Origin of the sequence: Streptomyces sp. 71268, assembly GCF_029392895.1 — a bacterium.
Classification (GTDB): domain Bacteria; phylum Actinomycetota; class Actinomycetes; order Streptomycetales; family Streptomycetaceae; genus Streptomyces.
Map to the genome: position 1 here is coordinate 4633126 of NZ_CP114200.1, position 23438 is coordinate 4656563.

Annotated in this window: 20 protein-coding genes; 15 read left to right on the forward strand and 5 right to left on the reverse strand. The window is 73.4% G+C overall.

Translation table 11 applies throughout. The features are described from left to right. Nucleotides 1–6 precede the first annotated feature (6 nt). Complete coding sequence (hemC, locus tag OYE22_RS18070; protein WP_277321377.1) at nt 7–942, forward strand: hydroxymethylbilane synthase; 936 nt, start codon at nt 7–9, stop codon at nt 940–942. Between the two features lie 126 nt (nt 943–1068). Here hemC and OYE22_RS18075 read toward each other — a convergent pair whose 3' ends face one another. Continuing rightward, complete coding sequence (locus tag OYE22_RS18075; RefSeq protein ID WP_277321378.1) at nt 1069–1749, reverse strand: type III effector protein; 681 nt, start codon at nt 1747–1749, stop codon at nt 1069–1071. A 162-nt stretch (nt 1750–1911) separates the two neighbouring features. On the opposite strand from OYE22_RS18075, the gene OYE22_RS18080 reads away from it, so the two are divergent. Next, a complete protein-coding gene (locus tag OYE22_RS18080) occupies nt 1912–2346 on the forward strand; it encodes an Hsp20/alpha crystallin family protein (protein WP_277321379.1) in 435 nt (144 codons plus the stop codon). 271 nt (nt 2347–2617) lie between these two features. Then, nucleotides 2618–3052 carry a DUF2267 domain-containing protein gene (locus OYE22_RS18085; RefSeq protein ID WP_277321380.1) on the forward strand — a complete coding sequence of 145 codons (435 nt, stop codon included), beginning with the start codon at nt 2618–2620 and terminating at the stop codon, nt 3050–3052. A 111-nt stretch (nt 3053–3163) separates the two neighbouring features. Here OYE22_RS18085 and leuE read toward each other — a convergent pair whose 3' ends face one another. Continuing rightward, nucleotides 3164–3907 (reverse strand): leucine efflux protein LeuE, encoded by a 744-nt coding sequence (leuE, locus tag OYE22_RS18090; RefSeq protein WP_277324187.1) that lies wholly within the window; start codon nt 3905–3907, stop codon nt 3164–3166. A 122-nt stretch (nt 3908–4029) separates the two neighbouring features. Between leuE and OYE22_RS18095 the strand changes: the two genes are divergently transcribed. Then, nucleotides 4030–4812: a MerR family transcriptional regulator gene (locus OYE22_RS18095; RefSeq protein ID WP_277321381.1), complete on the forward strand. Its 783-nt coding sequence runs from the start codon at nt 4030–4032 to the stop codon at nt 4810–4812. Between the two features lie 51 nt (nt 4813–4863). Here the strand turns inward: OYE22_RS18095 and OYE22_RS18100 are convergent, their stop codons facing one another. Then, the gene (locus tag OYE22_RS18100; protein ID WP_277321382.1) at nt 4864–5232 is read right to left on the reverse strand and encodes a YbjQ family protein; all 369 of its coding nucleotides are present in this window, start codon (nt 5230–5232) and stop codon (nt 4864–4866) included. Nucleotides 5233–5469: 237 nt separating this feature from the next. Between OYE22_RS18100 and OYE22_RS18105 the strand changes: the two genes are divergently transcribed. After that, nucleotides 5470–7035, forward strand: a complete 1566-nt coding sequence (locus OYE22_RS18105; protein ID WP_277321383.1) for a VTT domain-containing protein — start codon at nt 5470–5472, stop codon at nt 7033–7035. Between the two features lie 358 nt (nt 7036–7393). After that, complete coding sequence (locus OYE22_RS18110; RefSeq protein WP_277321384.1) at nt 7394–9118, forward strand: threonine/serine exporter family protein; 1725 nt, start codon at nt 7394–7396, stop codon at nt 9116–9118. 275 nt (nt 9119–9393) lie between these two features. On the opposite strand, the gene OYE22_RS18115 is transcribed toward OYE22_RS18110, so the two are convergent. After that, nucleotides 9394–9891, reverse strand: coding sequence for an inorganic diphosphatase (locus OYE22_RS18115; RefSeq protein WP_176166200.1), 498 nt, complete (start codon nt 9889–9891; stop codon nt 9394–9396). A gap of 86 nt (nt 9892–9977) precedes the next feature. Between OYE22_RS18115 and dacB the strand changes: the two genes are divergently transcribed. The 6 genes from dacB (at nt 9978) to folE (ending at nt 18208) form a co-directional block, all read left to right on the forward strand. Next, entirely contained in the window at nt 9978–11537 is a 1560-nt protein-coding gene (dacB, locus tag OYE22_RS18120; protein WP_277321385.1) for a D-alanyl-D-alanine carboxypeptidase/D-alanyl-D-alanine-endopeptidase, read from the forward strand. Between the two features lie 204 nt (nt 11538–11741). Continuing rightward, a complete protein-coding gene (locus OYE22_RS18125; protein WP_277321386.1) occupies nt 11742–12881 on the forward strand; it encodes a zinc-dependent metalloprotease in 1140 nt (379 codons plus the stop codon). Nucleotides 12882–13191: 310 nt separating this feature from the next. Then, nucleotides 13192–14487 carry a tRNA lysidine(34) synthetase TilS gene (gene tilS, locus OYE22_RS18130; RefSeq protein WP_277321387.1) on the forward strand — a complete coding sequence of 432 codons (1296 nt, stop codon included), beginning with the start codon at nt 13192–13194 and terminating at the stop codon, nt 14485–14487. Nucleotides 14488–14546: 59 nt separating this feature from the next. Then, nucleotides 14547–15086, forward strand: a complete 540-nt coding sequence (gene hpt, locus OYE22_RS18135) for a hypoxanthine phosphoribosyltransferase (RefSeq protein WP_176166198.1) — start codon at nt 14547–14549, stop codon at nt 15084–15086. 235 nt (nt 15087–15321) lie between these two features. Continuing rightward, nucleotides 15322–17349 carry an ATP-dependent zinc metalloprotease FtsH gene (gene ftsH / locus OYE22_RS18140; protein ID WP_277321388.1) on the forward strand — a complete coding sequence of 676 codons (2028 nt, stop codon included), beginning with the start codon at nt 15322–15324 and terminating at the stop codon, nt 17347–17349. Nucleotides 17350–17602: 253 nt separating this feature from the next. After that, nucleotides 17603–18208 (forward strand): GTP cyclohydrolase I FolE, encoded by a 606-nt coding sequence (gene folE / locus OYE22_RS18145; RefSeq protein WP_277321389.1) that lies wholly within the window; start codon nt 17603–17605, stop codon nt 18206–18208. Between the two features lie 75 nt (nt 18209–18283). Here folE and OYE22_RS18150 read toward each other — a convergent pair whose 3' ends face one another. After that, entirely contained in the window at nt 18284–19426 is a 1143-nt protein-coding gene (locus OYE22_RS18150) for an alpha/beta hydrolase-fold protein (RefSeq protein ID WP_277321390.1), read from the reverse strand. Between the two features lie 144 nt (nt 19427–19570). On the opposite strand from OYE22_RS18150, the gene OYE22_RS18155 reads away from it, so the two are divergent. The 3 genes from OYE22_RS18155 to OYE22_RS18165 all read left to right on the forward strand — a co-directional run bounded on the left by OYE22_RS18155 (nt 19571) and on the right by OYE22_RS18165 (nt 23001). After that, on the forward strand, nt 19571–21469 hold the full coding sequence (locus OYE22_RS18155; RefSeq protein WP_277321391.1) for a phosphatidylglycerol lysyltransferase domain-containing protein: 1899 nt from the start codon (nt 19571–19573) through the stop codon (nt 21467–21469). Between the two features lie 93 nt (nt 21470–21562). After that, nucleotides 21563–22519 carry a dihydropteroate synthase gene (gene folP, locus OYE22_RS18160; protein ID WP_277324188.1) on the forward strand — a complete coding sequence of 319 codons (957 nt, stop codon included), beginning with the start codon at nt 21563–21565 and terminating at the stop codon, nt 22517–22519. After that, nucleotides 22516–23001, forward strand: coding sequence for a nuclear transport factor 2 family protein (locus OYE22_RS18165; protein WP_277321392.1), 486 nt, complete (start codon nt 22516–22518; stop codon nt 22999–23001). Before folP ends, OYE22_RS18165 begins: the two co-directional genes overlap by 4 nt. Nucleotides 23002–23438: the final 437 nt, after the last annotated feature.

The following is a 23438-nucleotide window of genomic DNA, read 5'->3' on the forward strand; positions in this document are numbered from 1 at the left end:
GATGACATGGCCGACGCTGAGCTGATTCGCATCGTCTCCCGTTCCTCGCCCATGGCGCTGGCCCAAGTGGAGCGGGTGCGCGCGGAGTTGGCCGCGTCGCGGCCCGACATCCGGACCACGGTGGTGCCGGTGACGACCTCCGGCGACCGGTGGCTGGGCGACCTCGCCGAGCTGGGCGGCAAGGGGGCGTTCACCAAGGAGGTGGACGCGGCGCTGCTGGCCGGTGAGGCCGATCTGGCGGTGCACTGCGTCAAGGACGTGCCGGCCGACCGGCCGCTGCCCGCGGGCACGGTTTTCGCCGCCTACCTCAAGCGCGACGACATCCGGGACGCGCTGGTCCACCCGGACGGGCTGACCCTCGACCAGTTGCCGGCCGGCGCCCGGATCGGCACCTCGTCGGTGCGCCGGGTCGCCCAACTCGCCGTCTCGCACCCGCACCTGACCTGCGTACCGATGCGTGGCAACGCCAACCGGCGACTGGAGAAGCTGGCCGCCGGCGAGGTGGACGCGCTGCTGCTCGCCGTCTCGGGGCTGGCCCGCATCGGCCGCCCGGAGCTGGCCAGCGAGGTGCTGTCGGTGGAGACGATGTGCCCGCCGATCGGCGCCGGCGTGCTCGGGCTCCAGTGCCGGGAGGACGACGGCGCGACGATCGAGGCCGTGGCCGGCCTCGGTGACGCCGACACCTGGCGCGAGACCACCGCCGAACGCATGCTCCTGCACGTCCTCCAGGGCCACTGCAACTCGCCGATCGCCGGGTACGCCAGGGCCGAGCGGGACGGGCGGCTCTCGCTACGCGCCCGGGTCTTCACGCCGGACGGCAAGACCGTGCTCGACGCCCACGAGTGGGCCGGCCCGCTCGACCCCGCGACGCTGGGCACCTCGGTGGCCGTGGCCCTGCTCCGACAGGGCGCGCGCGAGCTGATCGACACCATCCCGCACTGAGCCCGACCCCTGCCGGGCGGGTGGCGGCCCCGGGCTGGTCAGCGCGCCCCGGGCGCCCGACGTGCCGCTGTCGTCTGACGTGCCACCGCCTTCTGACGTGCCCCGGGTGGGGGACGGGCCGGGCGGTCAGCCGGCCGGTCCGCCGCCCTCGCCGCGCAGTCGGTCGGTGTGGTGGGTGATGGCGTCGATGCGGGCCGCGAGGTCCGGGTGGTCGGCCTTGAGGTGCGGGTGGGCGTCGGTGAGCGGCGTGATCAGGTTGGCGGCGTCGTTGTCGCCGAGCGCGTCGGCGATCCGGGACTGGGGTGCGCGCGCCGGGGTGGGCAGATCGGTCAGGGCGGTGATCCGGCCCGCGAGTTGGCGCAGTTCGGCGGCGTTGGTACGGGCCCAGGCGGTGACGGAGCGGTCGGCGGCCCGTCCCTCCCGGGTGGCCCGTACCCGCTGTTCGCCGGTGGTGCCGGGGGTGCCGGGGCGTACCCGCAGGTAGCGGCGCTCGGCGGCCTGGCGGCTGGCCACGCCCAGCGGGTGGGCGAGGTCCGCCCAGCTCGACCCCGCCGCGCGGGCCGTCTCGATCAGGCCGGACTCCCACCCGGCGAGCTGTTCGCGCAGCTCGCGCAGGAGCAGGAGCGCGGCCAGCGCCTGGTCGGCGCTGGCCTGGCCGTGCTCGGGCGCCGTCCCGCCGTCGGCGGGGGTGTCGCGCTGGGCGGTGCGGACGGCCTCGTTGATCGCGTCCAGCGCCGCCGCGGCGGCGAAGAACGAGGGCGGGTCGCCGGGCGCGGCGGGCTCGCGTGGTGCGGAAGGAGGGGTCACGGGAGTCCTCTCGCTGAGCGTCTCACTGGGTGTCGCGGAAAGGGACGCCGTCGGCGTCATCGGATGGACGACACTCCGCTTGTCATCGTTTGGATGACATGTTACAACGGTGTCAGCCGAAGCGCACTGGCAGTTCGTCCCAGTCCTGGAGGTGTTTCCCCGATGCTGATGCGCACCGACCCCTTCCGTGAACTCGACCGACTGGCCCAGCAGTTCGCCGGCGTCACGGGCACCTGGTCCCGGCCCTCGTCCATGGCGATGGACGCCTACGTCGAGGGTGAGACGTACGTGATCGTCTTCGACCTGCCCGGTGTCGCCAAGGACGCCATCGAGATCGACGTCGAGCGCAACATGCTGACGGTCAAGGCCGAGCGCCGTCCCGCCGTGCGGGCGGACAACGTGCGGATGGAGCTGTCCGAGCGGCCCCTCGGCGTGTTCTCGCGCCAGTTGGTGCTGGCCGACACGCTCGACACCGACCACATCTCGGCCGAGTACGAGGCGGGCGTGCTGACCCTGCGGATCCCGATCGCCGAGCGCGCCAAGCGGCGCCGGATCGAGATCGGCGGGGCGGGCGAGGACAAGCAGCTCAGCGGCTGACCCCGCCCCCGCGTCGAGCGCGCGGGAGGCGCGCCCGCCTCCCGGGTCCGGGCGCCTCCCGCGCGGCACGGCCCGCCTCGCACGGCCCGCCCGCGCGGCACGCCTCGCACGGCATGCCCTGCGAAGATCCCCCTTCGCAGGTCCCCCCTCGTAGAACCCTTTCGCGGATTCCCCTTCGTAGATCCCCTTTCACCTCAGCGAGGGCCGGCCGGCGCTTGCCCGGTCGGCCCTCGCGCAGTGCGATGCCACAAGACGAGAAAGGCGACCCCTCATGCTTTCGCTGCGTGAACCGGCCAGTGCCCCCACCGGCATGACGTTTCACCAGATGCTGGAGAAGATCCGTTACGAAGGCGCGTACCCCACCCGGGAGCGGGCCGAGGACGTCACGCGGGCCGTGCTCGCGGCTCTGGGGCGCCAGCTCACCGGCGACGAACGCGTCGACCTCGCCGCCTGCCTCCCCACCGAGGCCGCCACCGTCTTCACCGACGAGATCCCCGCCCTCAAGCCGCTGACCGGCTGGGCCTTCGTCAAGGACCTGTCCACGCGCACGGGGGGCACCCTGGCCACCACCCGCTGGGACGCCGGGGCCGTGCTCTCCGTCGTCGGCCAGATAGCCGGCCCGCTCCTCCTGGACCGCGTCCTCGCGCAGCTTCCGTCCGGGTACGCGCTGCTGTTCGGCCGCGCCGAGCTGACCCAGTCCGCCTGACCCCGCCCGGCCAGGGCACCCGACCTCCACACCCACCGGGCGCCGCCCGCGCGCCGGGGAACGGACGTGCCGTTCCCCGGCGCGCGGGCGGCGCCGGCCGCGTGCCCCGCGCTACCCCGCGCTGGCCAGGGAGAGCTTGACGGCGAAGCCGAGGAAGGCGGCGCCCGCGCCGGCCGACAGGCCGGCCGTCAGCCGCTTGCGACGACGGAAGGTCGCCGCGAGGAACGTGCCGCTGAAGATCAGGATCGACAGGTAGGTGATGCTGAACAACTGCGCCCAGGCGCCGAGCGCGACGAACGACAGCACCGGGTGCGGGTAGTCGGGGTCGACGAACTGCACGAAGAACGAGATGAAGAACAAGATCGCCTTCGGGTTGAGCAGGCTCACCACGAGCGCCCGCCGGAACGGCCGCTCGCCCGAGGCCCGGTCCTTGGCCGCCGCCCCCTGCCCGGCCCGCGCGCCGGCGGCCTCCGCCGCTTCGGTGGAGAGCGCCGCGGCGGCGCCCCCGTCCGCGCCGCGCGCCGCGTCCGCGAGTTCGGCCCGCTCCGCCCGCCGGTGCCACAGCGCCCACGCGCCGCGCAGCATCCCGATCGCCAGCCAGGTCAGATAGCCGGCCCCCGCGAACTTCACGATCGTGAAGGCGATCGGGCTCGCCTTCAGCAGCGAGGCGACGCCGCCCGCCGACAGCACCATGAGCACCGTGTCGCCGCACAGCACGCCGCCGGCCGCCTGGTACGCGACGCGCGGGCCGCGGCGGGCCGCGACGGAGACCACGTACAGCGAGTTCGGGCCCGGCAGCAGAATGATCAGCGCGAGGCCCGCGAGGTAGGTCGGAAGGTCCGTTATCCCCAGCATGGAGCGCAGGATGCCATCCGGCCCGACCCGCGCCCAAGCCCTTTCCGACATGCGGGCTTGCACCTCACGCGGCGTGAGGACGCACCGTGGACGGCGTACCGAGAAACCGGAAGGGCGGGGTGATGGGCTACACCGTGGGACAGGTCGCCGGGTTCGCCGGCGTGACGGTGCGCACGCTGCACCACTACGACGAGATCGGGCTGCTCTCGCCGAGCGCCCGCAGCCGGGCGGGCCACCGTCGCTACGCCGACGCCGATCTCGACCGGCTCCAGCGCGTCCTGTTCTACCGCGAGCTCGGCTTCCCGCTCGATCAGGTGGCGGCCCTGCTGGACGACCCGGACGCCGACCCGCGGGCCCATCTGCGGCGCCAGCACGGTCTGCTGACCGCCCGGATCGACCGGCTCCAGGCCATGGTCGCCGCCGTCGAACGCGCCATGGAGGCGAGAACACTGGGCATCAACCTGACCCCCGAGGAGAAGTTCGAGGTCTTCGGGGAGCACGACCCCGACGCGCACGCGGCGGAGGTGGAGCGCCGCTGGGGCCAGACGGAGGCGTACGAGCAGTCGCGGCGCAAGGCCGCCGCGTACACCAAGGAGAACTGGCTGCGGATCAGGGAGGAGGAGGCCGACTGGGAGCGGCGCACCGTCGCCGTGCTGCGCGCCGGACACCCCGCCGGGTCCCCGGCCGCGATGGACCTGGCGGAGGAGCACCGGCAGCGGATCAGCCGCTGGTACTACGACTGTTCGTACGGGACGCACACCGCGCTGGGCGAGATGTACGTCACGGACCCGCGCTTCACCGCCACCTACGAGGCCGTCGCCCCGGGCCTGGCCGGCTACCTGCGGGACGCCATCGTGGCCAACGCGGAGCGGCACGGCGGCGACGGCGCGTCCGAGTCGGTGTAGCCAAGCCCTGGGCCCCGGCGGCGGCGCGCCGGCCGGGGCCCCGGGCGGCCGTCAGACCCTGGGCGCGAGGACGACGGCGGTGCCGTACGCGCAGACCTCGGTGCCCACGTCGGAGCCGGACGCCACGTCGAAGCGCATCATCAGGACCGCGTTCGCGCCGCGCGCCCGGGCCTGCTCGATCAGCCGCTCCATCGCCTCGTTGCGGGTCTCGACCAGCGTCTTGGACAGGCCCTTCAGCTCGCCGCCGACCATGGACTTCAGGCCGGCGCCGATCTGGCTGCCCAGGTGGCGGGAGCGGACCGTGAGCCCGAAGACCTCGCCGATGACCCGCTGGACGTCGTAGCCCGGCACGTCGTTCGTCGTCACGACCAGGATGTCGGAGTTCTCCTGCTGGCCGCCGCCGTACTCTTCGATGCTCATGCGCCTACTTTCTGTGAGGTGCGCGCCGGTTGGGCGCGTGAGGTGCGGGTTTCCCGTCCGCGTGAGATGACGCACGCGGAGCGCTCCGGGTTGGCCGGCCTGGAACCGGTGCTCGGCGTCTGGCGTTGATAGTTTTGGGCCGACTATCCGAACCCAGCCGCACTCAGTTCCGCTCCTCCGACCGCGGCCGGGCACCACGCGTCGCCTGCACCCCCTGATCCAGGAGCCTCGTCACCCGTGACCACTCTCGCGCTCGGCCCCAGTTGGCTGGACCCGGACCACCTGATCGACCAGTTCGGCATCTACGGCGTGCTCGCCATCGTCTTCGCCGAGTCGGGCCTGCTCATCGGCTTCTTCCTGCCGGGTGACTCGCTCCTGTTCACCACCGGCCTCTTCGTCACCACAGACATGATCGATATGGACCTGTGGCTCGTCTGCCTCCTGGTGGTGGTCGCGGCCGTCGCCGGCGACCAGGCCGGCTATCTCTTCGGCCGCAAGGTGGGACCCGCGCTCTTCAAACGGCCGGACTCCAAGCTCTTCAAACAGGAGAACGTGGAGAAGGCGCACGACTTCTTCGAGAAGTACGGGCCCAAGTCGCTGGTCCTGGCCCGCTTCGTGCCGATCGTGCGGACCTTCACGCCGATCATCGCGGGCGTGAGCCGGATGAACTACCGCTCGTTCATCACCTTCAACATCATCGGCGGCGTGCTGTGGGGCGCGGGCGTCACGCTGCTCGGCGCGGCGCTCGGCAAGGTCAAATGGGTGCACTCGAACATCGAGGCGATGCTGATCGGCATCGTGCTGCTCTCGGTGCTGCCGATCATCATCGAGGTGCTGCGCGCCCGTAGCCAGAACAAGAAGGCCGCCGCGGCCGAGGGCGGCGCCACGGCGCGCTCGACCGCCGCACCGTCCACCACCGACGTCGGTGGCGCCGGCGACACGCCCCAGACCCCGGGCGAGCCGATCGGCGGCGGCCCCTCGGGCCCCGGCCTCGGCGGCCCCGGCGGCGCCCGTGCCGACGTCTTCGGCCACGCCGGCACCACCACCCCGCAGCAGGGCCAGCGCCCCCACCCGGGCCAGCAGCGCCAGGGCCAGCACCCGCAGCAGCACCAAGGCCAGCCCGGCCAGCCCCCGCGCCAGGGCCAGCAGCCCGGCCACCAGCAGGGCCAGCAGCAGAGCCACCAGCAGAGCCCCGGGCAGCCGGGGCAGGGTTACCCGGGCGGGCCGGCCCAGCAGGGCTACCCGCGGCCGTCGGGCCAGCGGCCCGCGCAGGCCCAGCACCACCCCGCGCCGGGCTACCAGGACCCGCGCGCCCAGGGCGGCTACCCGGCCGGTGACGGCTACGGCCAGCAGCCCCAGCCCGGGCCCGGCTACCAGGGCCAGGGCCAGGGGCAGGGCCAGCCGGGACACCAGCCCCACCAGCCGGGACACCAGCCCCACCAGCCGGGACACCAGGCCCAGCCGGGCTACCCGGCCCAGGGCGCGCCGCAGGGCGACTACCAGGGGTCGTACGAGCCCCAACAGGGGTACGGCCAGCAGCCCGAACGCGGCGCTCAGCCCGGTTACGGGGCGCACCCGGGCCAGGGCGCGCAGCCGACGTCCGGCGGCGGCCAGACGCCGGGATACGGCGCCGGTGAGGCGGCGTACGACCCGGCCCACGACGCGCGGCCGTACCAGTCCGACGACCCGCACGCCCCGCGGGACCCGTACGCCGGGCAGCCCGGTCAGGACTCGTACGACCCACAGGACCCACACGGCCCGCAGGACCCGCCCGGCTCGCGCGGGCGGCACGCGCGGCGCTGAACCGGCGCGAACCAGCAGCCCCCGGGGCGGTGCCCCGGGGGCTGACGCGTGCGTGCGGACGGCCGCCCCCTAGCAGGTCAGCCACCCCCCAGTGCTGGCGCGGCCGGGCGCGTCGAGGCTGTCGCCGGGCGCGGGCGGGGCAACCATCATCACAGCGCGCGGCGCCGTCACCGCGTGTTGGCATCGTCACGGTGCGTGCCCGTACCGCCACCCGCGCCGACGCGGGTGGGTGACCCGGGCCCACGCGGGAAGACGTTGCACACTGGGTGCCCCCGGCCGATGATCAGGCGTCGGCGAGGGTACGGAAGGCGGGCGAGGAGAGAGGCACGTGGCGTCACAGTCGCAAAGCAGACCGGGCATGGGTGACATAGACGAGGCGGGGGAGCACAAGCCTCAGTCGGATGAGGCGCACAGCGCGTTCACGCCGCCGCTCGGTCTGCCGATGCCCTCCCACCCGTCCGAGGACGAGCACCCGACATCGGAGTTCGCCCTGCCGAGCGGGTTGCCGCCGGAGGTGGTGGAGGGGCCGACAGAGGCCGAGGGCTCGGCGTTCGTCCCGCCCGGCTCGGCCGACCAGCCCACCGGTGGCGGGCCGATCGGCAGCACCGCCTCCGGACACGGCACGCCGCGCGGCGCCCCGCGCGGCCCGGCGTTCACGCCCCCGCACGGCATCCCCGTCATCCGGCTGACCAAGGAGACGCCCTGGCAGGACCGGATGCGCACGATGCTGCGCATGCCGGTGGGCGAGCGCCCGGCGCCCGAGCGGGTCGAGAAGCACGAGGAGTCCGTGCACGCCGTCCCCCGCGTGCTCGACATCACGCTGCGGATCGGCGAGATCCTGCTCGCCGGCGGCGAGGGCGCCGAGGACGTCGAGGCGGCCATGTTCGGCGTGGCCCACGCGTACGGCCTCGAACGCTGCGAACCGACCGTCACCTTCACGCTGCTGTCCATCTCGTACCAGCCCTCGCTGGTGGACGACCCGATCACGGCCAGCCGGACGGTGCGGCGCAGAGCGGTGGACTACACGCGGCTCGCGGCGGTCTTCCGGCTCGTCGACGACATCACCTCGCAGGACGACTTCACCACGGAGGAGGCGTACCGGCGGCTCGCCGAGATACGGCGTAACCGGCACCCGTACCCCGGCTGGGCGCTGACCGTGGCCTCCGGCGCGCTGGCCGGCGCGGCGAGCCTGCTGGTCGGCGGCGGCTGGCTGGTGTTCGTCGCGGCGGCGCTGGGCGCGATGCTCGGCGACCGGCTGGCCTGGCTGGCGTCCGGGCGCGGGCTGCCGGAGTTCTACCAGTTCGTGGCGGCGGCGATGCCGCCGGGCGCCATAGGCGTCGCGCTCAGCCTGGCCCACGCCAACGTGCAGGGCTCGGCCGTGATCACCGGTGGGCTGTTCGCGCTGATCCCCGGGCGAGCGCTGGTCGCCGGCGTGCAGGACGGCCTGACCGGCTACTACATCACCGCCGCCGCGCGCCTGCTCGAGGTGATGTACCTGATCGTCGGCATCGTCGTGGGCGTGCTCACGGTGCTGTACGTGGGCCTGCGGCTGGGCGCCAACTTCAACCCGGAGGCGGCGCTCCGCGGCGACGAACGACCCGTCGTACAACTCTTCTCGGCCATGCTGCTGGCCCTGGCGTTCTGCGTACTGCTCCAGCAGGAACGTTCCACGGTGCTGTTCGCGACGCTCAACGGCGGCGTGGCCTGGCTGGTCTACGGCTCGATGCACGACGTGGCCGGCATCCCCGCGGTGGCCTCCACCGCCGCCGCCGCCGGACTGGTCGGCCTCTTCGGCCAGCTACTGTCCCGCTACCGGTACGCCTCGGCGCTGCCATACGTCACCGCCGCGATCGGGCCGCTGCTGCCGGGTAGCGCGACGTACTTCGGGCTGCTCGCGCTGGCCCAGAAGAACATGGACTCCGGCATCGCCTCGCTCACCCGCGCGGCCTCGCTGGCCCTTGCCATCGCCATCGGAGTGAACCTCGGCAACGAGATCGCCCGCCTCTTCCTGCGGGCGCCGGTGCCGGGTACGGACGTGGGCGGCCCGCTGCGCCGCGCGGCCAAGCGGACGCGAGGCTTCTAGCCCGGGCGCCGCCGCCGGCCCGGGCGGGCGGCTGCCCGCCGCACGGCGGGTGGCCGGGCGCCGCGGAGCACGTACGCCGCCGGGGATCGCCCCGGCACGCCGATGGGCGGGACCCGGCTCGGGTCCCGCCCATCGGTGCTGTGCTGGCTCGGACGCCGCCTGGCCGGACCGGTCAGACCGATCGGACCAGTCAGACCGGTCCGACCAGTCGGCAGGCCGGGCAGCGTGGGCGCCGGGGCCGCGCCGACCAGCGCGGTCCCGGCGCGCCGGGAGCGTCAGTGGTGGGCGCCGCCAGACGCCTCAAGGCGCTTGATGGACGCCTCGACCTCGGCCTCGGCCTCGGCGCGCCCCACCCAGTTGGCGCCCTCGACGGACTTGCCGGGCTCCAGGTCCTTGTACACCTCGAAGAAGTGCTGGATCTCCAGGCGGTCGAACTCGGAGACGTGGTGGATGTCGCGCAGGTGCTCCACGCGCGGGTCGGACGCGGGAACGCAGAGCAGCTTGTCGTCGCCGCCGGCCTCGTCCGTCATCCGGAACATGCCGATCGCGCGGCACTTGATGAGGCAACCGGGAAAGGTCGGCTCGTCGAGGATGACCAGCGCGTCCAGCGGGTCACCGTCCTCGCCGAGGGTGTTCTCCACGAATCCGTAGTCGGCCGGGTAACTGGTCGAGGTGAAGAGTCGACGGTCGAGGCGAATGCGACCCGTCTCGTGGTCCACCTCGTACTTGTTCCGCGAACCCTTCGGGATCTCGATGGTGACGTCGAACTCCACGGGTGGCTCCTCCATGATCAGCACATAGTTCGGGTGGTTAAGTGTCCCTCACGCAGGTATGTGGTTGCGAAAGGGGCTGCTCGAAGATGCCTGACGAGGCCAGATGGCGGGTTGGCGGGTGGCTCGGCCCGTGGCGGGCGGCCACCGTGGAGCAGCGTCGAACGGGTCTGCTCGCGGCGGGTTCCGCCGTGGTCGGCCTCGCGGTCGCGGCGACCTGCGTGGTCGCGGCCGGTCCCTGGGACTCCGGCCAGCGTACGGCCGAGCGCCAGCGGGCCGCCTCCGGAGCGCACCCGGGCGACGACGGCCGGCCCGGTCCGGACCCGGCCCGGGCGCCCGACGCGGCCCCCGTGCTCGCCCCGCTCGGCGCGCCCCTCGCGTCGGCGAACCCGGACACCGGCGAGCGGTCCGTTCCGGTGCCGACCGGGCCGGGCCTCGCCGACGCGCTCGAACCGCTGCTGCGGGACGACGCGCTCGGGCCGCTGCGCGCGGGCGCGGTGGTGGACGTGGCGACCGGGCGGCAGCTCTACGGGGCCAAGGCGGGCACCGGCGCCATCCCCGCCTCCACCGTCAAGATCGCCACCGGCGTGGCCGCGCTGTCCGCCCTCGGCCCAGGCCACCGCCTGACCACCCGCGTCACCGCCGCCCCGGGCGCCCCGGGCCGCATCGTCCTGGTCGGCGGCGGCGACCCGACCCTGACCGCCCGGGCCACCCGTGGCCCCGACGGTTCGCACCCCGCCAGCCTGCGCCAGTTGGCCGACGAGACCGCCCGCGCGCTGCGCGCCCGCGGCGAGCACACGGTCCGGCTCGGCTACGACACCTCGCTGTACGCCGGCACCAGCCGGCACCCGATCCTGCCGAACGAGAACCTCGCCCCCGTCACGGCGCTCATGGTGGACGAGGGCCGCCGCGACGACTCCGACCGGGGCCCCGCCGACCGGGTGAAGGACCCCGCCGCCGAGGCGGCCCGCACCTTCGCGAAGCTGCTGCGCGACCGCGGCGTCAAGGTCACCGGCGACCCGCGCCCCACCAGCGACCGCGACAAGGGCGGTGCCAAGGACGCCAAGGGCGGCGCCGGCGGGCCGGGTCGGACGCTGGCCAGTGTCCGTTCCCAGCCGCTGTCGTCGCTGGTCGAGCGCATGCTGACGTACAGCGACAACGACATCGCCGAGGCCCTGACCCGGCACACCGCCCGTGCCACCGGGCACCCGGCCAGCTTCGCCGGCGGGCGCGCCGCGGTCACCGCCCGGCTCAAGCGGCTCGGCCTGCCCGTGGCCGGCGCCCACCTCGCCGACGGCAGCGGCCTGGACCGCGCCGACAAGGTCTCGGCCGGCCTGCTGGCCCAGCTCCTGGCGCGGGCGGCCGGCCCGGACCAGCCCGCGCTGCGCCCGGTGCTGACCGGGCTGCCCGTCGCCGGCTTCACCGGCACGCTGCGCGACCGGTACGGGAAGGAAGCCGTCGGCCGGGGCGTCGTACGGGCCAAGACCGGCACCCTGTACGGGGTCAACACCCTGGCCGGGACGGTCGTGGACGCCGACGGCCGGCTGCTGACCTTCGCCTTCCTCACCAACGGCAGCACCGACCCGGCCGCCGCCCAGCGCGTGCTCGACCGGCTGGCCTCGGCGGTGGCCAACTGCGGCTGCCGCTGAGTCGGGCGGCCGTCGGGCCATCCCGCCGGCTCCCGGAGCGGGCCGGCCGGGACGAGCGGCCGGGACGGGTGGCCGGACAGGTCGGCGCGGGCGGTCGGGGCGCAGGCCACGCGGGGTGGCGGGGCCGGCCGCCGGGATGTCCGCCAGCCGAGCGGAAACATCGTTCGCTACCCCACATCGGGGAGGCCCACGTACCGTGAAGCCATGACGAGCATCGGTGGTGTCGAGATGGTCGACTGGAATCTCGCGATGGCGACCGCCATCCGGTTCGCGCGGTCGGGTCCCGAGGTGAGCCAGGACGAGGCGCGGGCGGCGGTCCAGGAGCTGCGCCGGCACGCCAAGGCGTCGGAGGAGCACGTACGCGCGTTCACCCGGATGGCGCCGGCCGGCGGCGAGTTCGCGGACACGCCGGTCCTGGTCGTGGACCGGGCGGGCTGGGTGCGGGCGAACGTCGCCGGGTTCCGCGCCGTGCTCGGGCCACTGCTCGACAAGATGCGGTCCCGCCGCTCCGCCAGCCCGGGCGGGGCCGTGCTCGGCGCGGTCGGCGGCAAGGTGACCGGCGTCGAGCTGGGGATGCTGCTCTCCTTCCTCTCCTCCCGGGTGCTCGGCCAGTACGAGACGTTCGCGCCGGCCAGCCGCGACCTGCCGGGCGGCACCGGCGGTGGCCAGTTGCTGCTCGTCGCGCCCAACATCGTGCACGTCGAGCGGGAGCTGGACGTGGACCCGCACGACTTCCGGCTCTGGGTGTGCCTGCACGAGGAGACGCACCGCACCCAGTTCACGGCCGTGCCCTGGCTGCGCGATCACCTGGAGTCCGAGATCCAGGCGTTCCTCGGCGAGACCGACGTCGACCCGGCCACCCTCCTGGAGCGGCTGCGCGAGGCCGCCCAGTCGCTGACCGGGAACCGCCCCGAGCACCCCGACGGTGGCCCGGTCGAGCGCGGTGGGCGCAGCATCGTGGAGCTGGTGCAGACCCCCACCCAGCGCGAGATCCTGGCGCGGCTCACGGCCGTGATGTCGCTGCTCGAAGGGCACGCGGACTTCGTCATGGACGGCGTGGGCCCCTCGGTCGTGCCCTCCGTCGCGGAGATCAGGGAGAAGTTCCAGAAGCGCCGGGCCAGCGGCGCCGGCCGGCTCGACCAGGCGCTGCGCAAGCTGCTCGGCCTCGACGCGAAGCTGCGGCAGTACCGGGACGGGGAGCGGTTCGTACGGGCCGTGGTGGGCGAGGTCGGCATGGACGGCTTCAACCGCGTCTGGACGTCCCCGAACACCCTCCCGACCAAGGCCGAGATCCACAAACCGGCGGACTGGGTCGCGAGGGTGCACCGTAAGGCAGAGTCGTAGGGCACGCACGCCAGGAGGCAGGTGAACGACCACTTCATCACTCGTCTGAGGGACCCTCGGCAACGGGTAGGCGTGCGATGCTCGGGTAACAGCTCGGCTCTGTCACCATCTACATACTTAGCGTGACTGGAGCCTCATCTGGCTCCCGAGGCACCCCCCGATTGAAAGATGGGAAACGGACATGGGTCCCCATCCAGCGGTCGCCGCGATACGCCTGGCGGTTCGCCGCGTACTCCAAGACGTCCTCGCCGACATCAACTCCCCCTCATCCCCCTCATCCCTCCCCGCCCCGCCCGCTCCCGCGGCGCCCGTGGCTCCCCCCTCGCCCCCCGCCGCCCGCGGCTCCGAGACCGCCCGCGGCGGCGCCGCCCGCAGTGTCGTACCCGCGCCCGGCGGCTCCCCGCTGGACACCGCGGCCGACCCGCGCCCGCTGATCCTCGTCGCCTGCTCCGGCGGCGCCGACTCCATGGCGCTCGCCTCCGCCCTCGCCTTCGAGGCCCCGAAGCTGGGGCTGCGGGCCGGCGGCGTCACCGTCGACCACGGGCTGCAACCGGGCTCCGACGCGCGCGCCGTCGAGGTCTGCGAGCGGCTGCGCGCGCTGGGTCTGGACCCCGTCGAGTCCATCGCCGTGGCCGTCGGCCGCGACGGCGGCCCCGAGGCGGCCGCCCGCGACGCCCGGTACGGGGCGCTCGACCACGCCGCGGAGCGGTACGGCGCCCGCGCCGTCCTGCTCGGCCACACCCGCGACGACCAGGCCGAAACGGTGCTGCTCGGGCTCGCCCGCGGCTCGGGCACCCGCTCGCTGTCCGGCATGGCCGTCGTCTCCGGCGAGGGCGGCCGCTACCGCCGCCCGTTCCTGCACCTCGACCGGCAGACCGCCCGCCGGGCGTGCCTGGCCCAGTCGCTGCCGGTGTGGGACGACCCGCACAACGCCGACCCGGCGTTCACCCGCTCCCGGGTGCGCCACGAGGCGCTGCCGATGCTGGAGAAGGCGCTCGGCAAGGGCGTCGTCGAGGCCCTGGCCCGCACGGCGCAGCTCTCCCGCGACGACGCGGACGCCCTGGACGCCTGGGCCGCCGAGGCGGAGGCCGTCGCCCGCGCCGCCCGCCCCGTCCCCAAGGACCGCGCGACGGTCCCCACCCGCCCCACCGCCCCCTCCCACCCGACCCCCCGCCCCGCGTCCGCGCCCCCCGGCGCCCGCGCCGCCGTACGCCCCACCGCCGACGCCCCCGCCGGCGGACCGTCCCCCGTACCGTCCGTGGCGCCTCCCGTCGACGCGGCCCCCGCCGCCGGCGCGTCCCCGGCCTCCCCCACGGGCTCCGTCGGCTCCCTCACCCGCTCCCGGCCGAGCGCCGCCGCGGAGCCCTGTGACGTCATCGATTCGCTCGACACCGCCGCGCTGCGCGACCTGCCGGCCGCCGTGCGCCGCAGGGTGCTCCGCCGGGTGGCCATCGCAGCCGGCTCACCTGCGGGTTCGCTCTTCGCCCGGCACATCGAGGAGGTGGACCGACTGATCACCAGTTGGCACGGTCAGCGCGCCATCAACCTGCCCGGCCGCATCGAGGTGCTCAGGCAGGGTGGCAGACTGGTCATCCGGCAGGGCTGATTCGCCCGAGCCTGGTAAGCGTGAACCAAGCGAGAGTGGCGCGGGTGGACGACAAGGACATGGGCACCGACCTCCAGTCGGTGCTCATCACCAAGGAAGAGATCGACGCGAAGCTGGCCGAGCTGGCGGCCAAGATCGACGCGGAGTACCAGGGCAAGGACCTGTTGATCGTCGGCGTCCTCAAGGGCGCCGTGATGGTCATGGCCGACCTGGCGCGGGCCCTGTCCACCCCCGTCACGATGGACTGGATGGCGGTGTCCTCGTACGGCGCCGGCACCCAGTCCTCCGGGGTGGTGCGCATCCTCAAGGACCTGGACACCGACATCGCCGGCCGTGACGTGCTGATCGTCGAGGACATCATCGACTCCGGCCTGACGCTGTCCTGGCTGCTGTCGAACCTGGGCTCGCGCAACCCGGCCTCGCTCAACGTCGTCACCCTGCTGCGCAAGCCGGAGGCGGCCAAGGTCGACATCGACGTGAAGTGGATCGGCTTCGACATCCCCAACGAGTTCGTCGTGGGATACGGCCTCGACTACGCGGAGAAGTACCGCAACCTGCCCTTCGTGGGCACTTTGGCACCGCACGTCTACGGCGGTTGACCGGCCGGCCCCCGGCCCCGGGCCACGGTGGGAACCGGGCACCGTTTCCCACCGTTGAAGCAGGGGAAGGCCATTTCGTTAACCGCCCGTGGCGGCGCCTGGTGACGATGCTGGGGTACCGTCCGAAGGTCAGTCTTTTCAGACCGAGTAAAACACCGCACGCACAAGCAGCTCTCGCGAGAGGGTTCCGTGCCTCACTGTGGCAGGAGGGACGGGGCGATTCCGCCCCGTATGGATGGACGTGAAGCGCTACTTCCGTGGGCCGGTCATGTGGATCGTGCTGGCCGTCCTCGCCGTGGTCGTGTTGATGCAGGTCGTCGGTTCGTCCGGCGGCTACAAGTCGGTGGACACCAGCGAGGTCGTCAATGCGATCGACAAGAACCGAGTCAAATCCGCAGAGCTGACGACCGGCGACGAGCACAAGATCAAGATCCAGCTGAAGGACGGCGAGGACGAGATCTCGGGCAGCCGGAAGCTGCAGGCCAACTACATCGGTGACCAGGGCGTCCGGATCGCCACGACGCTTCAGGCCAACGCCGAGAAGGACCAGATCCCCGACGGGTACACGGTCTCCCAGTCGAAGCAGAATCCGTTTATCGGCATCCTGCTGTCGCTGCTTCCCTTCGTGCTGATCGTCGTCGTCTTCCTGTTCCTGATGAACCAGATGCAGGGCGGCGGCTCCCGGGTCATGAACTTCGGGAAGTCCAAGGCCAAGCTGATCACCAAGGACACCCCGAAGACGACGTTCGCCGACGTCGCCGGGTCCGACGAGGCGGTCGAGGAACTCCACGAGATCAAGGAGTTCCTGCAGGAGCCCGCGAAGTTCCAGGCCGTCGGCGCCAAGATCCCCAAGGGTGTGCTGCTGTACGGCCCCCCCGGCACCGGCAAGACGCTCCTCGCGCGCGCCGTCGCCGGTGAGGCGGGCGTGCCGTTCTACTCGATCTCCGGTTCCGACTTCGTCGAGATGTTCGTCGGTGTCGGCGCCTCCCGCGTCCGCGACCTGTTCGAGCAGGCCAAGGCGAACGCCCCGGCCATCGTCTTCGTGGACGAGATCGACGCCGTGGGCCGGCACCGTGGCGCCGGCATGGGCGGTGGCCACGACGAGCGCGAGCAGACGCTGAACCAGCTCCTGGTGGAGATGGACGGCTTCGACGTCAAGGGCGGCGTCATCCTGATCGCCGCGACCAACCGGCCCGACATCCTCGACCCCGCGCTGCTGCGCCCCGGCCGCTTCGACCGGCAGATCGCCGTGGACCGGCCGGACATGCAGGGCCGTCTGGAGATCCTCAAGGTCCACCAGAAGGGCAAGCCGGTCGCCCCGGACGTCGACCTGCAGGCCGTCGCCCGCCGCACCCCCGGCTTCACCGGCGCCGACCTGTCGAACGTGCTGAACGAGGCGGCGCTGCTGACCGCCCGCAGCGACAAGAAGCTGCTCGACAACCACGCCCTGGACGAGGCCATCGACCGCGTCGTGGCCGGCCCGCAGAAGCGGACCCGGATCATGAGCGACAAGGAGAAGAAGACCACCGCGTACCACGAGGGCGGGCACGCCCTGGTCGCGGCGGCGTCGCCGAACAGCGACCCGGTGCACAAGGTCACCATCCTCTCCCGTGGCCGCGCCCTCGGATACACGATGGTGCTGCCGGAGGACGACAAGTACTCCACCTCGCGCAACGAGATGCTCGACCAGCTCGCGTACATGATGGGCGGGCGCGCGGCGGAGGAGCTGGTCTTCCACGACCCGACCACCGGCGCCTCCGACGACATCGACAAGGCGACCCGCACCGCCCGCGCGATGGTCACGCAGTACGGCATGACCGAGCGGCTCGGCGCGATCAAGTTCGGCTCCGACAACTCCGAGCCGTTCCTCGGCCGCGACATGTCGCACCAGCGTGACTACTCGGAAGAGGTCGCCGCGCTGGTCGACGAAGAGGTCAAGAAGCTCATCGAGAACGCGCACAACGAGGCGTGGGAGATCCTGGTCGAGAACCGGGACGTGCTCGACAACCTCGTGCTCGCCCTCCTTGAGAAGGAGACCCTGAACAAGGAGGAGCTGGCGGAGATCTTCTCCACGGTCGTCAAGCGCCCGCTCCGCCCGGCCTGGACCGGCTCCTCGCGGCGCACGCCGTCGACCCGGCCGCCGGTGCTCTCGCCCCGCGAGCTGGCCCCGGCCAACGGCACCGCGTCCGCGACCCTGGCCAAGGGCGGCACGTCCGAGGACTCGCCGGAACTCCAGGACGAGCCGCCGCGCGGCGACGCCTGATCCACCGGATCGCACCGCCCGGGCGGTGCCCGTGGCGGTCGGGTCCGGGAGCCCGCGCCAGGCTCGCGGACCGGGTGGCGTTCGTCACGATGACGGGCGGCGCCCATGGCCCGGAATGTAGGCCGCGCCCCCCAGGTTCTAGCCTGGGGGGCGCGGCCTTTGGCGCGGGATGCGCGGGTGAGTCCCGCGTGCGGCTGTACGGCTGTACGGCTGGATGGAGTCGGCAGCACGAGCGAGGAACGAGGCAACGCCCATGACCGACCCGGTCACCCTGGACGGCGAGAGCACCATCGGCGAGTTCGATGAGAAGCGCGCCGAGAACGCGATTCGCGAGCTGTTGATCGCCGTCGGCGAGGACCCGGACCGGGAGGGGTTGCGGGAGACGCCGGGGCGGGTGGCCCGGGCGTACCGGGAGATATTCGCCGGCCTGTGGCAGGAGCCCCAGGACGTGCTGACCACGACCTTCGACCTGGGCCACGACGAGATGGTGCTGGTCAAGGACATCGAGGTGTTCAGCACCTGCGAGCACCACCTGGTCCCCTTCCGTGGCGTGGCGCACGTGGGGTACATCCCCTCCAGCGACGGCAAGATCACCGGGCTGTCCAAGCTGGCCCGGCTGGTGGACGTCTTCGCGCGCCGCCCGCAGGTCCAGGAGCGGCTCACCACGCAGATCGCGGACTCGCTGATGCGGATACTGGAGCCGCGCGGGGTGATCGTCGTCATCGAGTGCGAGCACATGTGCATGTCGATGCGCGGCATCCGCAAGCCGGGCGCCAAGACGCTGACCTCCGCCGTCCGTGGCCAACTGCGCGACTCGGCCACCCGCTCCGAGGCGATGAGCCTGATCATCGGCCGCTAGCCGGACCCGGCCCCCGCCGCCGGGGGCCGGTGTGTCGCGCGGCGCCGCGCCGGGGGCCCGGCGCGGCGCGGGGCGTCAGGTGGCGGGGGAGGCGGGGGCCACCAGGCGGCTGCCCATCCAGGTGAGGGTGGGGGCGACCTCGCGGCGCCAGGTGTTGAAGTTGTGGCCGCCGCTCTCCAGCAGGATCGAGGAGATCCGGGTCGGCTCGCCGGCCGCGTTCAACCGCTTGACCTTGTCGATGAACCTCAGGGTGTCCTTGTAGTTGTGCTCGCCCTTCTTGCTGCTGGTGACCAGCAGGGACACCGGGGGCGCGGGCTTGTGGTCGAGCCGCCACATCAGGTCGTTCTCGCGCTTGAGCTGCTTGCTGCCGCCGAACAGGTCGCCGGTGGTGCGGTCGATGGGCGCCTCGTACGAGGGGGAGAGGCCGGCCCCGGCCGAGAACGCCTTCGGGTGGCGCATGGTCATCTTCAGCGCGCAGTAGCCGCCGGTCGAGTTGCCGATGACGCCCCAGCTCCGCGCGTCCTTGCCGGTGCGGTAGTGCGCCGATATCGCGTGCGGCAGGTCCTTGGTGAAGAAGGTCTCGGTCTGCGGGCCGCGCGGCACGTCCACGCACTCGGTGTCCCGTGGCGGGGCGACCGTCGGCCGCAGCATGACGAGCACCATCGGCTGCATCTCCTCCCGCTTGACCAGCTTGTGCGCGGTCTGCGGGTACTTCAGGCCGTTGATCAGCGCCTCGGCGGTGCCGGGGTAGCCGGTGAGGACCACGGTCGCGGGGAAGACGCGGTCGGGCTCGCTGAAGTACTCGGGCGGCAGGTACACGTACGCCGGGCTGGCGATCCGGGAGGTCGGGCCCTGCACGGTGACCCTCTCGATGCGCCCGCCGACGCTCGGCCGGTCGCCGCCCGGCACGTTGACCTTGCGGGTGCTGATGACCTTGACCCGCTTGTGGGCCGGGGTGTCGTGGTCCACGACCACGCCGGGGGTGTCCTCGGTGCCGAAGAGGTCGGCCCACGAGCCGTAGAAGCCGAAGGTCTGGTTGGCGAACAGGCCGATCGCGCAGAACACCGAGACCTGGGTGGCCAGCAGCGTGCCGACGCGGCCGAGGACGGCCCAGGGGGTACGCCCCGCCAACCGCGGCCACAGCCAGACGGTGGCGGCGAAGAACAGCACGGCCATGATGACGGCGATCGTCACGACCTTGTTGCTGGTGAGACCCATGGTGAGCTTTCTGACGGGCGACCGGTCACCCGTGCCGCGGAATGAACCCCGTGCGGTGAATCACCGTCCTAGAGGGCGCGCGATGTGACCAAAGCTGTGAAACAGCGGACAGCAGATCCTCTTGACAGGGGCGACGGGAAGTACATGTCTGCAAGGCAAGACGGTGAAGAGTCCAAAGTGGTTGCCACCAGGCTGCGACGGGTGGCTCGGGGCCCTCGACCCGAGGCCGTCCCCTCCGTGATCGGCACCGCCAGCGCACTGATCGGCCTGCTCGACATCGCCGCGGGCGTCTTCCCGCGCTTTCGCCACAGCAGGCTGCACGCGGTGGCGGAGATCCTGCCCGGCGCGGTGAGCCCGCTGGCCGCCGCCGCCTCGATCGTGGTGGGCGTGCTGCTCCTCATGCTCGCCCACGGCCTCAAGCGGCGCAAACGCCGGGCCTGGATCGCGGCGGCCGGCCTGCTGCCGGCGGGCGCCGCGGCCCAGCTCGTCTACCGGCACTCCGTCGCCGGCGCGCTGTTGTCCCTGGTGCTGCTGGCGGTGCTGGTACGGCACCGGGGCGAGTTCGCCGCGCTGCCCGACCCGCGCACCCGGTGGAAGGCGCTGGCCAACTTCGTCGTCCTCGGCGGGGCGAGCCTCGTGCTCGGCCTTGTCATCGTCGGCTCGCACCCGGGCAAGGTCATCGGCTCGCCGTCGTTCGGGGACCGGTGCCAGCACGTGCTGTGGGGCCTCTTCGGCTTCGAGGGCCCGGTGCGCTACACGGGCGACGTCAGTTACACGGTCGGCTACTCGCTGGGCGCCCTCGGCCTGCTGACCGTGGTGACCACCGCGTACCTGGCCTTCCGGCCCGAGCAGCCGGCCGCCCGGCTGACCGCCGAGGACGAGGAGCGGCTTCGGGAGCTGCTGGCCCGGCACGGTGGCCGGGACTCGCTGGGCCACTTCGCGCTGCGCCGCGACAAGGCCGTGGTCTTCTCGCCCAGCGGCAAGGCCGCCGTCTGCTACCGGGTGGTGTCCGGCGTGATGCTCGCCAGCGGCGACCCGGTCGGCGACGTGGAGGCGTGGCCCGGTGCCATCGAGCGCTTCATGGCCGAGGCCAGGGCGCACTCGTGGACGCCCGCGGTGATGGGGTGCAGCGAGACCGGCGGCCAGGTGTGGACCCGCGAGTCGGGCCTGGACGCGCTGGAGCTGGGCGACGAGGCCATCGTGGACGTGGCCGACTTCACGCTGAGCGGGCGCTCGATGCGCAACGTGCGGCAGATGGTCGGGCGCATCCAGCGGGGCGGTTACGAGACCCGGGTGCGGCGGGTGCGCGACCTGGGCCCCGGCGAGCTGGAGCGCGTCCAGCGCGCGGCGGCCGACTGGCGCGGCACCGACACCGAGCGCGGCTTCTCCATGGCGCTCGGCCGGATCGGCGACCCCGCCGACGGCGACGCGGTGATCGCCACGGCGCACCGGCGCGACACGGACGCCGAGACCGGGGGCGCGGACGCCGGCCCGTACGGGGATCTGAAGGCCGTGCTGCACTTCGTGCCGTGGGGGCGCGACGGCATGTCCCTTGAGCTGATGCGCCGCGACCGGTCCGCCGACCCGGGCATGAACGAACTGCTCATCGTGGCCTCCCTGCAGGCCGCGCCGGAGCTTGGGGTGCAGCGGGTCTCGCTCAACTTCGCGATGTTCCGCTCGGCGCTGGCGCGCGGCGAGAGGCTGGGCGCCGGGCCGGTGCTGCGCGGCTGGTGCGGGCTGCTGCTGTTCCTGTCGCGCTGGTTCCAGATCGAGTCGCTGTACAAGTTCAACGCGAAGTTCCAGCCGCGCTGGGAGCCGCGCTTCGTGGTCTTCCGCAACACCCGTGACCTGCCGCGCATCGGCCTCGCCGCGATGCAGGCCGAGGGCTTCGTCTCGCTGTCGCTGCCGCGCCCCAGGTGGTGGCGGCGCGGTTCCGGTTCGGCCCCCGGCGGCGGTGCGCCCGCGAAGGCCGGCCGCGCCGACGTGGCCGACGGGCCGGGCCTGCGCGTGGGCGCCGGCGCCTCGCAGGCGAGTCCGGGCTAGCGGGCGCCGGCCGGGGGCCCGGCGGGAGGGGCCGCCTAGGCTGGAGGCATGAGTACGTTGCGTGATGGCGGTGGGCGGCTGGGTCTCGGCGGACTGGTCGGACTGCCCGAGTGGGACCGGTGCGCCGTGATGGGCGTGGTGAACGTGACGCCGGACTCCTTCTCGGACGGCGGCCAGTGGTTCGACACCGAGCTGGCCGTCAAGCACGGTCTCGACCTGGTCGCCAGCGGCGCCGACCTGGTGGACGTGGGCGGCGAGTCCACCCGCCCGGGCGCGGCCCGCGTCGACGAGGCGGAGGAGCTGCGCCGGGTGGTGCCCGTCGTGCGGGAGCTGGCCGGCGCCGGCGCCGTCGTCAGCGTGGACACCATGCGCGCCTCGGTCGCCGAACTCGCCGTGCAGGCCGGCGCCGCGCTGGTCAACGACGTGAGCGGCGGCGCGGCCGACCCCGCGATGGTGCCGATGGTCGCCGCGGCCGGGGTGCCGTTCGTCGTCATGCACTGGCGCGGCCAGTCCATCGACATGAATAACCGGGCCGTTTACGGGGACGTGGTCGGCGAGGTCGTCGCCGAACTGGAGGAGAGCCTGGAGCGCGCGGTGGCCGGCGGAATCGAGCCCGACCGCATCGTCCTCGACCCGGGGCTCGGCTTCGCGAAGCAGGCCGACCACGACCTGGCGCTGGTGGCCAACCTGGGCCGGCTGCGCGCGCTCGGGCGGCCGCTGCTGGTGGCGGCCTCGCGCAAGCGGTTCCTCGGCCGGGTGCTGGCCGGCGGCGCCGGCAGCCCGCCGCCCGCGCGCGAGCGGGACGCGGCGACGGCCGCCGTCTCGGCCATCGCCGCCCGCGAGGGCGCCTGGGCGGTGCGGGTACACGAGGTGCGGGCCAGCGCGGACGCGGTGCGGGTCGCCCGGGCGATCGAGAGCGCGACGCGCGGCGCGGGAGCGGCCGGGGGCGCGGGGCACGGAACGGAGACGGAGCGGGCAGGGGCAGACGGAACGTGCGAGGCGAGCGGGGTAGGTGGGGTCGGCGTGGCCAACGCAGAGGGAGCGGTGTGACTTCCCGTACGGACAACGAACTGGTGGAACGGGCGAACACCGCCCTGTACGAGGCGATGGAGCGCGGCGACGCGGCGGCGCTCGGCGCGATGTGGCTGGACGGCGACGTGAGTTGCGTCCACCCGGGGTGGCCGGTGCTGCGCGGGCGAAGCGAGGTGCTCCGCTCGTACGCGCTGATCATGGCGAACACGGAGTACATCCAGTTCTTCCTGACCGACGTCGAGGTGTCCGTGCTCGGTGACACCGCGCTGGTCACCTGTACGGAGAACATCCTCAGCGGCGGCCCGGCCGAGGAGGAGGGCACGCTCGGCCCGCTGGTGGGGCAACTCGTGGTGGCGACGAACGTGTTCCGGCGCAGCGGGGACGACTGGAAGGTCTGGTCCCACCACGGCTCGCCGGTGCTGACCGAGCGGGACGACGAGGACCCCGACACGCCCCCCGACGACGGCATCGGCGGCAGCCCGGCCGGCCTCGGCGACTGAGCCGGCGACCTGGCGGCGCGGCCCGGGCCCCTTGGGGGTCCGGGCCGCGCCGCGTGCTGGCGGGCCGCCGCCGCGAGCGGTCCGGGCGGCCACCGCGCAGGGGACGCGGCGGGTCCCGTACGCCTCCCGTACCCCTGGCTCACGCGTCGCGTACGCCCGCCGGACGCGCGCCGGACCCACCCTGGACGCCAACCGGACCCGGCTCCGGGGGCCCGGCGCGCGGGCATGACGGGCTGGCCGGGATGCCGACGGGGTGTCGGTGCGGGGCCCGTCAGCGCGGCGTGCTGGGCCACTCGTTCGAGCTGCGTTACGGAAGGGTAGGCAGTGGGGGCACGGGAGACGGGTCAGCGTGCTGGCGATGGGCGCCTAGCAGTTGGACGCCGTGCTGTCCATAGCCCCCGAGGGCGGGCGCTGTCGGCGCTCGCAGGTAGATTCGA

What these genes read in the sequence shown, in the direction of transcription:
- hemC (WP_277321377.1), top strand. Translation starts at nt 7, where the DNA reads ATGGCCGACGCTGAGCTGATTCGCATCGTCTCCCGTTCCTCGCCCATG.
- OYE22_RS18080 (WP_277321379.1), top strand. Translation starts at nt 1,912, where the DNA reads ATGCTGATGCGCACCGACCCCTTCCGTGAACTCGACCGACTGGCCCAG.
- OYE22_RS18085 (WP_277321380.1), top strand. Translation starts at nt 2,618, where the DNA reads ATGCTTTCGCTGCGTGAACCGGCCAGTGCCCCCACCGGCATGACGTTT.
- leuE (WP_277324187.1), bottom strand. Translation starts at nt 3,907, where the DNA reads ATGCTGGGGATAACGGACCTTCCGACCTACCTCGCGGGCCTCGCGCTG.
- OYE22_RS18095 (WP_277321381.1), top strand. Translation starts at nt 4,030, where the DNA reads ATGGGCTACACCGTGGGACAGGTCGCCGGGTTCGCCGGCGTGACGGTG.
- OYE22_RS18100 (WP_277321382.1), bottom strand. Translation starts at nt 5,232, where the DNA reads ATGAGCATCGAAGAGTACGGCGGCGGCCAGCAGGAGAACTCCGACATC.
- OYE22_RS18110 (WP_277321384.1), top strand. Translation starts at nt 7,394, where the DNA reads ATGGGTGACATAGACGAGGCGGGGGAGCACAAGCCTCAGTCGGATGAG.
- dacB (WP_277321385.1), top strand. Translation starts at nt 9,978, where the DNA reads ATGCCTGACGAGGCCAGATGGCGGGTTGGCGGGTGGCTCGGCCCGTGG.
- OYE22_RS18125 (WP_277321386.1), top strand. Translation starts at nt 11,742, where the DNA reads ATGACGAGCATCGGTGGTGTCGAGATGGTCGACTGGAATCTCGCGATG.
- hpt (WP_176166198.1), top strand. Translation starts at nt 14,547, where the DNA reads ATGGGCACCGACCTCCAGTCGGTGCTCATCACCAAGGAAGAGATCGAC.
- ftsH (WP_277321388.1), top strand. Translation starts at nt 15,322, where the DNA reads ATGGACGTGAAGCGCTACTTCCGTGGGCCGGTCATGTGGATCGTGCTG.
- folE (WP_277321389.1), top strand. Translation starts at nt 17,603, where the DNA reads ATGACCGACCCGGTCACCCTGGACGGCGAGAGCACCATCGGCGAGTTC.
- OYE22_RS18150 (WP_277321390.1), bottom strand. Translation starts at nt 19,426, where the DNA reads ATGGGTCTCACCAGCAACAAGGTCGTGACGATCGCCGTCATCATGGCC.
- OYE22_RS18155 (WP_277321391.1), top strand. Translation starts at nt 19,571, where the DNA reads ATGTCTGCAAGGCAAGACGGTGAAGAGTCCAAAGTGGTTGCCACCAGG.